General features: G+C 65.9%; 12 protein-coding genes. 4 read left to right on the top strand and 8 right to left on the bottom strand.

Annotation, left to right across the window (positions count from 1 at the left end; translation table 11 throughout):
* Positions 1 to 235: 235 nt before the first annotated feature.
* A complete protein-coding gene (locus SLG_RS02735) occupies positions 236 to 1,978 on the bottom strand; it encodes an acyl-CoA dehydrogenase (RefSeq protein WP_014074886.1) in 1,743 nt (580 codons plus the stop codon).
* Positions 1,979 to 2,096: 118 nt separating this feature from the next.
* Between SLG_RS02735 and dctA the strand changes: the two genes are divergently transcribed.
* Complete coding sequence (dctA, locus tag SLG_RS02730; RefSeq protein ID WP_041392454.1) at positions 2,097 to 3,371, top strand: C4-dicarboxylate transporter DctA; 1,275 nt, start codon at positions 2,097 to 2,099, stop codon at positions 3,369 to 3,371.
* 21 nt (positions 3,372 to 3,392) lie between these two features.
* Here the strand turns inward: dctA and SLG_RS02725 are convergent, their stop codons facing one another.
* Positions 3,393 to 4,394 (bottom strand): alpha/beta hydrolase, encoded by a 1,002-nt coding sequence (locus SLG_RS02725; RefSeq protein ID WP_014074884.1) that lies wholly within the window; start codon positions 4,392 to 4,394, stop codon positions 3,393 to 3,395.
* 110 nt (positions 4,395 to 4,504) lie between these two features.
* Between SLG_RS02725 and SLG_RS02720 the strand changes: the two genes are divergently transcribed.
* The gene (locus tag SLG_RS02720) at positions 4,505 to 4,969 is read left to right on the top strand and encodes a Fur family transcriptional regulator (protein WP_014074883.1); all 465 of its coding nucleotides are present in this window, start codon (positions 4,505 to 4,507) and stop codon (positions 4,967 to 4,969) included.
* A 69-nt stretch (positions 4,970 to 5,038) separates the two neighbouring features.
* Here the strand turns inward: SLG_RS02720 and SLG_RS02715 are convergent, their stop codons facing one another.
* Entirely contained in the window at positions 5,039 to 5,359 is a 321-nt protein-coding gene (locus tag SLG_RS02715) for a hypothetical protein (RefSeq protein ID WP_014074882.1), read from the bottom strand.
* Between the two features lie 3 nt (positions 5,360 to 5,362).
* The gene (locus SLG_RS02710; RefSeq protein ID WP_014074881.1) at positions 5,363 to 5,749 is read right to left on the bottom strand and encodes a VOC family protein; all 387 of its coding nucleotides are present in this window, start codon (positions 5,747 to 5,749) and stop codon (positions 5,363 to 5,365) included.
* Positions 5,750 to 5,840: 91 nt separating this feature from the next.
* Here SLG_RS02710 and dxs point away from each other — a divergent pair, with 91 nt between their 5' ends.
* Positions 5,841 to 7,769, top strand: coding sequence for a 1-deoxy-D-xylulose-5-phosphate synthase (dxs, locus tag SLG_RS02705; protein ID WP_041392450.1), 1,929 nt, complete (start codon positions 5,841 to 5,843; stop codon positions 7,767 to 7,769).
* Positions 7,766 to 8,590 (top strand): DUF72 domain-containing protein, encoded by an 825-nt coding sequence (locus SLG_RS02700; protein ID WP_014074879.1) that lies wholly within the window; start codon positions 7,766 to 7,768, stop codon positions 8,588 to 8,590. The genes dxs and SLG_RS02700 overlap by 4 nt, the downstream gene beginning before the upstream one ends.
* Positions 8,591 to 8,678: 88 nt before the next feature.
* On the opposite strand, the gene SLG_RS02695 is transcribed toward SLG_RS02700, so the two are convergent.
* The 4 genes from SLG_RS02695 to ileS form a co-directional block, all read right to left on the bottom strand.
* Positions 8,679 to 9,167 carry a pyridoxamine 5'-phosphate oxidase family protein gene (locus SLG_RS02695; RefSeq protein WP_014074878.1) on the bottom strand — a complete coding sequence of 163 codons (489 nt, stop codon included), beginning with the start codon at positions 9,165 to 9,167 and terminating at the stop codon, positions 8,679 to 8,681.
* 65 nt (positions 9,168 to 9,232) lie between these two features.
* Positions 9,233 to 9,652, bottom strand: coding sequence for a DUF3035 domain-containing protein (locus SLG_RS02690; RefSeq protein WP_014074877.1), 420 nt, complete (start codon positions 9,650 to 9,652; stop codon positions 9,233 to 9,235).
* A gap of 1 nt (position 9,653) precedes the next feature.
* Positions 9,654 to 10,169 (bottom strand): signal peptidase II, encoded by a 516-nt coding sequence (gene lspA, locus SLG_RS02685; protein WP_014074876.1) that lies wholly within the window; start codon positions 10,167 to 10,169, stop codon positions 9,654 to 9,656.
* The gene (gene ileS, locus SLG_RS20740; protein WP_014074875.1) at positions 10,166 to 13,216 is read right to left on the bottom strand and encodes an isoleucine--tRNA ligase; all 3,051 of its coding nucleotides are present in this window, start codon (positions 13,214 to 13,216) and stop codon (positions 10,166 to 10,168) included. The genes lspA and ileS overlap by 4 nt, the downstream gene beginning before the upstream one ends.
* Positions 13,217 to 13,470: the final 254 nt, after the last annotated feature.

The raw sequence follows: 13,470 nt of genomic DNA, 5'->3' as shown, positions 1-13,470 counted from the left end.
TGCCGGTTTCACAGGCTGGCGGAGGGAAACTAGCTATCATGATATATTCATTCAAGCGGAGTTCATCATCCTTACACAACGAACAGCCGACTGTGCCCTGAAAGCAACATGTATTATAAATGACTGAATATTTTGAATAATATTCCGTCCTGAGCGGCGTTTTGTCATGGTCTCTCTGTGCGCCGAACGGTGACCGAAATGGATAATATCAACTTGAGGCTCTCAGGCGATGCGATCAGGCCGAGGGGAAATCGCTCCCGGTGAGCAGCTGGTCGGGGGACGCACGCACGGCCTCGATCTGCGCCAGCGCAACCGGCAGGCGCTGGTGCAGGAAAAATGTCGCGGCGGCCCGCTTGGACTTCAGCATGCCCTGATCCGCCTGCCCGGCGACCAGACGCTTCTCCGCTTCCTCGGCCTGGAGCCCGAGCAGCCAGCCGCCGGCCACAGCGCCGCACAGGGCAAGGAATGGCGAGGCCGCCGCGCCCACGCCCGCCGAATCATGCGCGAGCATCGCTTCGCGGGCTTGCGCCAGCCGCTCGAGCGCGACCGTCATGGCTTGCCGCGCCTCCTGATCCTGCCAGTCATCGATGTCGCGCCGGATCGCGCTTTCAAGTTCGGCCATCCCAGTCCCATTGTCGAGCCGCAGCTTGCGGCCGGCCAGGTCCATGGCCTGAATGCCGTTGGTTCCTTCGTAAATGGCCGCGATGCGCGCGTCGCGGTAATGCTGGGCGACGCCGGTTTCCTCGATGAAGCCCGCGCCGCCATGCACCTGGATCGCCAGGCTCGACACCTCGATGCCGACGTCGGTCGCCCAGGCCTTGCTGATCGGGGTCAGCAGATCAGCGCGGCGCTTCCAGTAAGCGCGCGCCTCTGACTCCGGCTCGCTATGCGCCCGGTCCACGGCAGCGGCATTGGCATAGACGATCGCGCGGGCCGCCTGTGTCAGGCTGTGCATGGTCATCAGCATCCGGCGCACGTCGGCATGGCCGATGATGGGGCCGAACTGCACGCGTTCCGCTGCATAGGCCCGCGCATCCTGCCAGGCCCGCTCGGCGATGGCGACGCCCTGATTGCCGACATTGATGCGGGCGTGGTTCATCATCGTGAACATCGCCGCCATGCCGCCATGGGGCTGGCCGATCAGCCAGCCGACGCACGCCCCCTCCTCGCCCAGCGCCATGGTGCAGGTGGGCGAGGCATGGATGCCCATCTTGTGCTCGAGTGCGATGCAGCGGATGTCGTTGCGCGTGCCCGGCTTCCCGTCCGCGTCCGGCAGATATTTGGGGACCAGGAACAGGCTGATCCCTTTCGATCCCGCCGGGGCGTCCGGCAAGCGCGCGAGCACAAAATGGATGATGTTCTCGGCGAGGTCATGCTCGCCCCAGGTGATGAAGATCTTCTGGCCGCGCAGCCGATAGGTGCCATCGTCCGCAGGCGTGGCGGACGTGCGCAGCGCGCCCACATCGGAGCCCGCCTGGGGTTCGGTGAGCAGCATGGTCCCTGCCCAGTGGCCGGAGACGAGATGCGGCAGGTACAGCGCCTTCATCGCCGCGTCGCCATGCGCCTGCAGGGCCTCGATCGCGCTCAGCGTGAGCATCGGGCACAGCGAGAAGGCCATGTTCGCGGCCGTGAACTGCTCCTGCACCGCCACCGAGAGCACGAAGGGCAGGCCTTGCCCGCCATGCGCGGGATCGGCGGAAAGGCCATTCCAGCCCGCTGCCACATAATCGCGATAGGCCTCCGCGAAGCCCGCTGGCAGCGTTACCCTGCCCTCCGCCAGCCGCGCGCCCTCGCGATCGCCGATCGCGTTGAGCGGCGCGAAGCCCTGTTCCGCCAGCCGCGCCGATTCCTCGAGGATCTGGCGGGCAAGCTCGGGCGTCGCGTCATCGAAGCCGGGCAGCGCACTCAGGCTCTCCAGCCCCGCGACCGTCTCCAGCACGAAAAGCTGCTCGCCGGTCGGCGCGTGATAGTCCGCCATAAAAATCCTCTCCATTGATTTGGACCGACCTGTATCGCGAAACGCGACGCTCGTGTAGGTCCGGCGATCGGCCGACGAGCGAGGACGGGGACACGCCTGCATCATGGAGACGATCGGGATGAAAAGGAGCGGTGCGCCGGGGCGGCGGTTCGCCTGGTCGCGCCAGCTCTATGTGCAGGTGCTGATCGCCATCGTCGCGGGCGTGCTGCTCGGCACGCTGCGCCCGGAATGGGGCAGCGCGATGAAGCCTTTGGCCGATGGGTTCATCAAGCTCATCAAGATGGTGATCGCGCCGGTCATTTTCCTCACGCTGGTGAGCGGCATCGCCCACATGCGCGCGCTGGGAGAGCTGGGCCGCGTCGCCGCCCGCGCCTTCGGCTATTTCATCGTGGTGTCGACGCTGGCGCTGGTGGTCGGCCTCGTCGTCGCGAATGTCGCGCAGCCCGGCGCCGGCCTCAACATCGATCCGCGTACGCTCGATAGCGAGGCTGTGTCCGGCTATGTCGGCGCGGCCGCGCACAGCAGCCTTTCCGCCTTCCTGCTGGACATCATTCCCACCACGCCGCTCTCCGCCCTTACGGAGGGATCGATCCTGCAGGTGCTGTTCGTCGCGGTGCTGTTCGGCATCACCATCGCGCTGGTCGGGGAGCCCGCCGAGCCGGTGGTCGATCTCGTCGACCGGCTGGCGGTGATCGTCTTCAGGCTCGTCGCGCTGCTCATGCGACTTGCCCCGGTCGGTGCCTTCGCTGCCATGGCCTATACGATCGGGCATTATGGCCTTGGCGTGCTCGGCAATCTGGTGGGGCTCGTCGCGGCCTTCTACCTCACCTCGGCGCTGTTCGTGCTGCTGGTGCTGGGGGCCATCGCCCGGGCCAATGGTTTCTCCATCCTGCGCCTCATTGCCTATCTCCGCAGCGAATTGCTGCTGGTGCTGGGTACCTCGTCCTCGGAAGCGGCGCTGCCGCCGCTCATCGCCCGGCTCGAATCGGCCGGTTGCGCGCCCGGCATCGTCGGCCTCGTGGTGCCGCTGGGCTACAGCTTCAATCTCGACGGCACGAACATCTACATGACGCTGGCGGCGCTGTTCATCGCGCAGGCCTGCGGCGTGGACCTGTCACTGGGCGAGCAGATCGCGCTGCTGACGGTCGCAGTGATCTCCAGCAAGGGCGCGGCGGGCGTGACAGGCGCGGGCTTCATCACGCTTGCCGCCACGCTGGCGGTGGTGCCGAGCGTGCCCATCGCGGGCATGGCACTGATCCTCGGCATAGACCGGTTCATGAGCGAATGCCGCGCGCTCACCAACTTCATCGGCAATGCAGTGGCGACGATCGTTGTCGCCAAATGGGAAGGCGAGCTCGATCGCGATATGCTGGCGCGGGCACTGGGCAAATAGCCCGGCGCCCGCGCCACCCCCTTATTGCGTGGCGAGATGCTCCGCGAAGAACGGCAGCACGAACGTGCGGAACCGCTCCGCGACCCGATTGCCATGATCGCCGTCATAGATGCTGTAGCTGTGCGGCACGCCGAAGCGGGTGAGGAGCCGCGTCATTTCCTGGTTGTCGGCGAGCAGGAAATCCTTGTCGCCCACGTCCATGGCGATCGCTTTCATGCTGCGCAGCGCCGGCAGATATTGGGGCACCAGCGCATGGGGCGCATTCGCGGCCCATTGCGCGAGCACGCCGGGCTGCACCACGCCATCCTTCGTGCCGAGGTCGAGGAAGAAGGGCGGCTTGTCCGGCGCCGGTGACCAGGCTGCGGCCGCCGCGAAATCGGCGCGCACCCCGAAATCGCCCTCAAGCGCTTGCGCCATGTCCATCGCCTCGAGCTGCTTTCCGCGTTCCGGCGTGATGCCGCGGGCGGAAAGGCAGCAACTGCTCATGGCATAAAGGCTCGAGAACACGCCCGGATATTTCATGCCGATCTTGAGCGTGCCGTATCCGCCCATCGAATGGCCGGAAAGGCCGCGTCCCTCGCGCCGGGCGATGGTGCGGTAATGGCCGTCGATGTAGGCGACCAGATCGCGGGCAATGAAGCTCTCGAAATCGCCGACGGTCGACGAGCTCGAATACATGGCGCCGCCATGCTTGGTATAGCTGTCCGGCACGACGAGGATCATGTCCCGATCGCCCAGCGCCTCCGCGAAGCCGATGAACCCGTCATATTTCGCGGCCGTCGCCATGAAGCCGTGGAGGAAATAGACGACGGGATAACGCCGGTTCGTATCGCGCGCATAGCCGGACGGCAGGACGACGATCACCTCGCGCTCGGCGCTGTTGCCCTCAAGATTGCCCGCGATGGCCGGGGAATGCACGCGCACCTTCTCCACGGACACCTGCGCCGTGGCCGGCACCGCCATCGCGAGGCCGAGGGCAGCCAGGCCTTCGCCGAGCCGCCGCATCCATCCCGGGAATCGCATACCCCCTCCTTGTTGATTTTGTCCAGTCATCGATAGCGCAGCGGGCGCGCGATGCCAAGGCTTCTCGGCAAGGCTTGTGGGTTGCCTCGGCAAGACTTAGATTGGGAACCATGGCCCACCATCGGCACGATCACAACGAACCCACCGGCTCCCTGCTGGAGACGGCCGCGCGCGCGACGCTTGAAGGCAAGGGCGAGCAATGGACCGAGATGCGCGGAGACATTTTCACCGTGCTCGCGGCGGAGGAAAAGCCCGCCTCGGCCTATGACATCGCCGACAAGGTTTCACGCAAGCGCGGCAAGCGCGTGGCACCCAACAGCGTTTATCGCATCCTCGATCTGTTCGTGACGAACAATCTCGCCCAGCGGGTCGAGAGCGCGAATGCCTACATCGCCAACGCGCATCCCGGCTGCCTTCACGATTGCATCTTCCTCGTCTGCAAGACCTGCGGGGAAGCCACGCATATCGATGACGACACGCTGACCGGGCGCGTGCGGGGCGTGGCGGCGCATGAGGGCTTCAAGGCCGAACGCCCCGTGATCGAAGTGCTCGGCACCTGCGCCAAGTGCGGCTGAAGGCCCGGACCGAATCAATAATCATGCATGCCCCGGCGCGGTGTTGGCCCACATGAACCTTGCCCCCCACTATCGCCTCTGCCGGAATATCCCGGTGTAGCGTGCCAGCAGCAGGATGGCGCTGGGCCAGACCATCGTGTTCCAGATGTCCTTCCAGCTTTCCTGCCAGGGGATGGGCAGTGATCTGCGCAGGCTTTCCCAGATATCCATCACCTCGCCCAGCAGGGCGCACCCCAGCACCAGCAGCCACGGCTTCCAGCTGCCGATCCGCCAGCGCAGGAGCAGCACGGCGCCGAAATACAGGACCAGCGCGACATGGATATGCAGCGCATCCCGCGTGAGGCCGGTAAAGGCGACCAGCCAGACCTTGCTTTGCTGAATGAAATCCACGCGTCAGTTGAACTGCGTCATGCTCAGCAGATTGCCTTCCGGATCCTTGAACCAGACGATTCGCACATCGCCGTCCGGACTGGTCCAGACGCCGCGCGGATCCTGCCCGAAGCCGGTGTAGATCTCGCATGAGGTCCCGGTGGCCTCCAGCCGGCCCAGCGCGGTGTCGAGATCGTCGACTTGCCAGCCCAGCACGGCATGCGGCCCGGGCACATGGTCACCCACGGCGGTCAGGCGCAGCGACGTCCCTCCGCCAAGGTCGAACGTCGCCGCATAGGGATCCTCCGCGAGCAGAGGCAGACCCAGCACATCCCGGTAGAATGGCTTGAGAGCACCGACGTCCCTACTCAGCACGAACGCGATGGCGCGCCCTCCGCTCACGACCCCCATGAACTCACTCCTTTCGTTCGCCCAGGCGCTTATAACAAGTTTCGCGCGAACATGGTTCGACATTTGAGCCCGGGCACACTAAATGCCGGACATGATCGATCAGCCCGAGACGCCCCTGCTCGACCAGGTGCGCGATCCTGCCGACCTTCGTAAACTTGCCCCGGGCCAGCTGCGGCAGCTCGCGGACGAACTGCGCGCAGAGATGATTTCCGCGGTAGGCGTCACCGGGGGCCATCTCGGTTCCGGGCTCGGCGTGGTCGAGCTGACCGCTGCCATCCATTATGTGTTCAACACGCCGGAGGACCGGCTGGTGTGGGACGTGGGCCATCAATGCTACCCGCACAAGATCCTCACGGGCCGGCGGGACCGCATCCGCACGCTCCGGCAGGGTGGCGGCCTCTCCGGCTTCACCAAGCGCAGCGAGAGCCAATATGATCCGTTCGGCGCCGCGCATTCCTCGACCTCGATCAGCGCCGCGCTCGGCTTCGCCATCGCCAACCGGCTGACCGGCAGGTCGGGCAAGGCAATCGCCGTCATCGGCGATGGCGCCATGTCCGCCGGCATGGCGTATGAGGCGATGAACAACGCGCGGGAAGCCGGCAACCGGCTGATCGTCATCCTCAACGACAATGACATGTCGATCGCGCCGCCGGTGGGCGGACTGTCCGCCTATCTGGCGCGCATCGTCTCCAGCCGCGAATTCCTCTCGGTGCGCGAGGCGCTCAAGAAGCTGGCCCGCAAGCTCCCCCGCCCGCTGCACCACGCGGCCCGCAAGACCGACGAGTTCGCGCGCGGCATGGCGATGGGCGGCACGCTCTTCGAGGAGCTGGGCTTCTATTATGTCGGGCCGATCGACGGCCACAATCTCGACCAGCTCATCCCGGTGCTGGAGAATGTGCGCGACATGGCGGACGGGCCGGTGCTCGTCCATGTCGTCACGCAGAAAGGCAAGGGCTATGCGCCCGCCGAAGCCGCTGCCGACAAATATCATGGCGTGCAGAAGTTCAACGTCATCACCGGCGAGCAGGTGAAGGCGCCGGCCGGGCCGCCGAGCTATACCAATGTGTTCGCGCAGGCCCTGATGGACGAAGCCCAGCGCGACGATCGGGTCGTGGCCATCACGGCCGCCATGCCCTCGGGCACGGGGCTGGACAAGTTCCAGAAGGCCTTCCCGGCGCGCTGCTTCGATGTCGGCATTGCCGAGCAGCATGCCGTCACATTCGCCGCCGGCCTGGCGGCGCAGGGCATGCGGCCCTTCTGCGCCATCTATTCCACCTTCCTCCAGCGCGCCTATGATCAGGTGGTGCATGACGTGGCGATCCAGAACCTGCCGGTCCGCTTCGCCATCGATCGCGCGGGGCTGGTGGGTGCGGACGGCTCGACTCACGCCGGCAGCTTCGACATCACCTATCTCGCCACATTGCCGAACATGGTGGTGATGGCGGCGGCGGACGAGGCGGAGCTGGTCCACATGGTCCACACCGCCGCATGCCATGACGAGAGCCCCATCGCCCTGCGCTATCCGCGCGGCAATGGCGTGGGCGTGGCGCTGCCCGCGACGCCGGAGCGGCTGGCGATCGGCAAGGGCCGCCTGCTGCGCGAAGGCAAGAAGATCGCGATCCTCTCGCTGGGCACAAGGCTGGAGGAGGCCCTGAAAGCCGCTGACACGCTGGACGCGCGCGGCCTTTCCACCAGCGTGGCCGATCTGCGCTTCGCCAAGCCGCTCGATGAAGCGCTCATCCGGCGGCTGCTGACCACGCATGACGTCGCGGTGACGATCGAGGAAGGCGCCATTGGCGGCCTTGGCGCCCATGTGCTGACGCTGGCGAGCGACGAGGGCCTGATCGACGGCGGCCTGCGCCTGCGCACCATGCGCCTGCCGGACATCTTCCAGGATCAGGACAAGCCCGAGAAGCAATATGACGACGCCCGCCTCAATGCGCCGCACATCGTCGAGACGGTGCTGACGGCGCTGCGCCACAACAGCGCGGGCGTGGAGGAAGCGGGCGCGCGCGCGTGACGCCGGGCACCATCCGCACCGGTGTCGGCGGCTGGACCTACGAGCCCTGGCGCGACAATTTCTACCCGGCCGATCTGCCCAAGGCCCGGGAGCTGGATTATGCCGTCAATCATCTCGGCACCATCGAGATCAACGGCACTTTCTACCGCACCCAGACTCCCGCGACATACGCCAAATGGCGTGACGCCGCGCCCGAGGGCTTCGTCTATGCGGTGAAGGCGCTGCAATATTGCGTGGCGAAGAAGAAGCTGGCGGAAGCGGAGGAGTCCATCGGGCGCTTCCTGTCATCCGGCCTGTCCGAACTGGGCGACCGGCTCGGCCCGATCCTGTGGCAGTTCCGCGAGACGCGCCAGTTTGATCCGGACGACATCGCCGCTTTCATGGCGATGCTGCCCGCGCGGATCGATGGCGTGCGCACGCGCCACGTGGTGGAAGTGCGGCACGAGAGCTTTGCCTGCCCCGAGTTTGTCGCGCTGGCGCGGCGGCACGGCGTGGGTATCGTCGTGGCGGCGCATGACAAGCATCCGATGATCGCCGATCCCACGGCGGATTTCATGTATGCACGGCTCATGCAGAGCCAGGAGGACGTGCCAACGGGCTATGGTCCGGACGAACTGGACCGCTGGGCAGGCATTGCCCGCATGTGGTCCGAGGGACAATGTCCGGCGGAGCTGACCTATGTCACTGACGGAGATGTCACGGGCGAAAACGCCGCGGACGGATCGGCCCGCGACGTGTTCATCTATTTCATTTCAGGTGCCAAGCTGAGAAACCCGGCGGCAGCCATGGCTCTCGCCGATCGACTGGCCAATCCCGCTTAGGCGCGATCCCCGAGGGGCCCGCCCTCGCTTTCAACCGGCCGGCAGAGACATCTCGTCACCCGAAACGTCCCTGCCGGATGTCGGCCAATCAGGCGTGGGTGCGGATATGGGCGCCCGCATCCTCCGGGTCGACCTTGCGCCCCAAGAGCAATCTGAAGCGGCCCTTGATGCTCATGTCGGCCGTCCAGATCTCCAGGTCGTCGAGATCGAAGCGCAGCATGAGGAGCTTGGGGTCGGACCGGCCCTGCTCGTACCAGGCAGCGACGCCGCTGGACCAGAAGCGATCGATCACGCCCGGATCCTTTTCCTCCACGAGCCGGCCGGAAATGCAGGCGAAGAGATCATGATCCCGCGCGGCGAACTGGGCCATGGCAGGGCCACCGGCCGCGAGCCGGTTGTCGGTCACGGTGAAAAACCAGATCGCGCCACCCCGCTGCGGGCCCAGCGCCTCGTCAAGCTGCGCGGTCATCGGCAGGGCGTGTTCCCCGCTGCCATCGCGCCGGACCATGAGGATGGGGCTGTCGGCCAGCGCCTTCCAGAATTGATGCGTGACTTCCCGCTCAAGATCGTCGGACATGGAGGCTCTCCTTTCCTCCATGCAACGGGCGGCGCGGGCTTTGGTTGCCCGGCCGTGCGGCGGCGTTACTGACCGCCGCCGACCACGCGTGCGGTCTGGCCGTCACCTTCCGGCGCGGCGACGATGTCCTGCGTGGTCGAGCCCTTGTCGATCACCTCGGTCTGGTTGTCGCCCACGGAGGAGCGGATGCCGACCTCGGCCGTCGACCGGCCCGCCTCACGCAGCGCGGCACTCTCGCCGCCGCTACGCGGGGCCGTGCCGCCGAACATGGCCTCCAGGGCCTGCTGCTGCAGCGTGTTCTGCTGGCTCGCCGCCGTACCGGGCGCCGGCGGGGTGAGCGCGAAATCGGGCGGAATGACCAGCGGGGGCTGGCGGGAGACCGCCATCTCGTCCGGCCGGTCACGATTGAACAGATTGGTGCCGCCACAGGCCGAGAGCGTCGCGACGCCGGCGAGCATCAGCGGAAGGCGGTAAGTCGTACGCATCTTAACGGGACTCCTTGGGTGCGGCCTTTTCGCGCAGCAGCAGCGCGCGTGCAAGCAGGATGAGGACGCCGATGGTGATCGCGGCATCGGCGAGGTTGAAGATGAGGAAGGGACGCCACTCGCCAATGTGGAAGTCCGCATAGTCGATGACATAGCCCAGGCGCACGCGGTCGATGATGTTGCCGATGGCGCCGCCGAGCACGAGGCCGAGCGCCACGGCATCGTCACGCTGCGTCTCGCGCCACATCCACCAGGCCACGAAACCGGCGATCGCCATGGTCATGGCCACCAGCGCCCAGCGCATCAGCTCCGTCTCGGCATAGAAGAAGCCCATCGAGACGCCGCGATTCTCGGTCCAGGTGAGATTGAAGAAGGGCAGCAGCTCGATGCCCAGCGGCCCGCGCGACTGGAGCTGGAGCGTGTGCGTCACGAAGAACTTGATGAGCTGGTCGAACAGCACGATGCCGCCCGCAAGCGACAGGCCAAGCCTGCGATGAAAGGCCGGCACGCGCGTCACGCCAGCACCGCCGCACAGCGATCGCACAGCGCGCCGTCGTCCGTCACTTCGGGCAGGTGGCGCCAGCAGCGGCCGCATTTGTGATGCGTCGTCGGGCTGATCGCGGGACTTTCCAGAGCCGCATCCTCGCTCACATTCGCCACGATGCACATCTCCGCGAAATCCACCGCCTCGGGAACATCGGCCATGCGCACGTCCGCCTCCAGGCTGGACCGCACGACCTTCTCCCGCCGCAGGGGCTCAATGGCTTCGTTCACCTGATCGCGAGATGAACGGATCGCCGCCCAGCGCACGCCAAGCGACGGATCGCGCCACCGGGCATCCACGTCCGGCCATTCGAGCATGTGCACCGAGCCGTCCTCATCGGGATAGCGCGCCTGCCAGACTTCTTCCGCCGTGAAGGGAATGACCGGCGCGGCATAGCGCACCAGCGCATGGAACAGATGATCCAGCACGGTGCGATAGGCCCGGCGCTTGTCCGTTTCCTGCCCGCTCGCCGGGTTGACGTCGCAATAGAGGCAATCCTTGCGGATATCGAAGAAGAAGGCGGACAGATCATTGTTGGCGAACTCGCCCAGCGCGCGCACATAGCGGCCGAATTCCAGCCAGTCCTCGGACTGCGCCTCGCGATCCACCACGGACCGCAGTTCCATGTCCAGCTCGGCGAGGCGGTGGAGCATGTAGCGCTCCAGCTCGGGCATGCCGGCGACGGGCACCCGGTCCGCCGTCTCGAAGCCGGCGAGCGCGCCAAGCAGATAGCGGAAGGTGTTGCGCAGCTTGCGATAGGCGTCGGACGCGCCGGACAGCACTTCCTTGCCGATGCGCACATCGTCGAAATAATCGGTGCTGGCCGCCCACAGGCGAAGGATGTCCGCGCCGCTTTCGTCGATCACCTTGAGCGGATCGACGACATTGCCCAGGCTCTTGGACATCTTGCGCCCCTGCCCGTCGAGCGCGAAGCCGTGCGTGAGGACAGCCTTGTAGGGCGCCTGCCCGCGCGTGCCGCAGCTCTCCAGCAGGGAGGACTGGAACCAGCCGCGATGCTGGTCCGAGCCCTCGATATAGAGATCGGCGCGGACGCCCTCGCCATAGCGTGCCTCGACGACGAAGCTGTGCGTCGAGCCGCTGTCGAACCACACGTCGAGAATGTCGTTCACCACCTCGAAATCGGCGAGGCGATAGCGCGGACCCAGCAGCGCCTGATGATCGGCGCCGAACCAGGCATCCGCACCGCCCTGACGGAATGCCTCCACGATGCGGGCATTCACCTCGGGATCGCTCAGATACTGGCCGGTCTGGCGGTCCACATAAAGCGCGATCGGCACGCCCCAGGCGCGCTGGCGCGAGATGACCCAATCCGGCCTGTCGCTCACCATCGCATGGATGCGGTTGCGCGAACGCGCGGGCACCCAGCGGGTCTGCTCGATGGCATCGAGCGCGACTTCGCGCAGCGTCGGGCCATTGGTCATGATGTGATCGGGCGTGTCCGGGTTCACCGCCATGGCGATGCCCGCGCCCACCCCGGCCATGAGGCTCGGCACCACGAAATCGGATGCGGTGGCCGCCTTGTCCATCGGGATGAACCATTGCGGCGTGCAGCGATAGATGATCCGCGCCTTGGAACGCCATGAATGGGGGTAGCTGTGCTTCAGCTCGCCCACGGACAGCAATTGCCCCGTGGCGCGCAGGTCCGTCAGGATCGGGCCGTCGGGGCCATTGAACTTCGTGTTGATGACGCTGCCCTGGCCGCCGAGCCACGGCCAGTCGTCGCGATAGCGGCCATCGTCCGTGACGGCGAACACGGGATCGATGCCCACCGCCTTGCAGGCGATGAAGTCTTCCTCGCCATGATCGGGCGCCATGTGGACGAGGCCGGTGCCGGCATCGGTGGTGACATGATCGGCGGCGATGAACGGGCGGGGACGATCGAAGAAGTTGGACAGCGGGCCCTTCCCGCTCGCGTCACCCCGGACTTGATCCGGGGTCCCGCTGCCTTCGCCGCCGGTTGAAGAAGAAGCTGGATCCCCGCTTTCGCGGGGATGACGAAGGAGGTTGGCCATCGGGTGGCGCGCGATGGCGCCGGCGAGCTGGGAGCCTTTGATGAACCCTTCCGAACGCTCCCAAAGGACATTCTCTTCACTATCGGGATCTTCAAAGAGACCTTGCAAGCGATCGAGGACAGGGAGCATCAGTTCCCGTGCGACCAGGAAACGGGTAGCCGGTACAGGGCTGGGACGCTTGTTGTCAGACGAATAGGTCAGGACGACATACTCAATATCCTCCCCATAAGCGATCGCCTGATTCACAGGGATCGTCCACGGGGTCGTCGTCCAGATCACCGCATAAGCGCCGACCAGCTCGGGCGCGTTCGGCGCCTCGACGATCTCGAAGGCCAGATCGATCTGGGTCGAGACGACATCCTCATATTCCACCTCGGCCTCGGCCAGCGCGGTCTTTTCGACCGGGGACCACATGACCGGCTTGGCGCCGCGATAGAGCTGGCCGCTTTCGGCGAACTTCAGCAGCTCGCCGACAATCGCCGCCTCGGCCTCGAACTTCATGGTGAGATAGGGGTCATCCCAGTCGCCCATGATGCCGAGGCGCTTGAACTGCTCCTTCTGCACGCCGACCCACTGCTCGGCATAAGCGCGGCACTCGGCGCGGAATTCCTGCGGCGGCACCTCGTCCTTGTTCAGCTTCTTCTTGCGATAGGCTTCCTCGATCTTCCACTCGATGGGGAGACCGTGGCAATCCCAGCCGGGCACATAAGGCGCGTCCTTGCCGAGCAGGCTCTGGCTGCGCACGATGATGTCCTTGAGGACCTTGTTCATCGCATGGCCCATGTGGATGTCGCCATTCGCATAAGGCGGGCCGTCATGCAGGATGAAGCGCTCGCGCCCTTCGCGCTGGGCGCGCAGCTTGCCGTACAGGTCCATCGCTTCCCAGCGCGCGAGAATGCCCGGCTCCTTCTGCGCGAGGCCCGCCTTCATGGGAAAGTCGGTCTGGGGCAGGAAGACGGTGCTCTTATAGTCTGGCTGGTCGGTCATGGTTTTCCGGTCAGGTCCGCCGCCGGTCCGGGACTGTCGAGACGCCGGACGCCCCGGAGCAATGGGGCGGCATTTCGACAGGCTCAGCCGAGCGGGCTTGGCTTACATGCAGGTGCATCGTTCAGCATGCGCCCCTACGCGAGCGCGCGGACCTGCGCAAGCGAGAGGCCTGTCCTGCCATGGGAAGCCGCGCCGGTCCGCAACGCCCGATCCCGGCTCAGAACTGCGACGAAGGAACCTTCCCGCGCGTTTGG

The sequence above is a fragment of the Sphingobium sp. SYK-6 genome (genome assembly GCF_000283515.1).
Lineage (GTDB): Bacteria > Pseudomonadota > Alphaproteobacteria > Sphingomonadales > Sphingomonadaceae > Sphingobium > Sphingobium lignivorans.
This window is presented reverse-complemented; position numbering and strand designations above follow the sequence as displayed.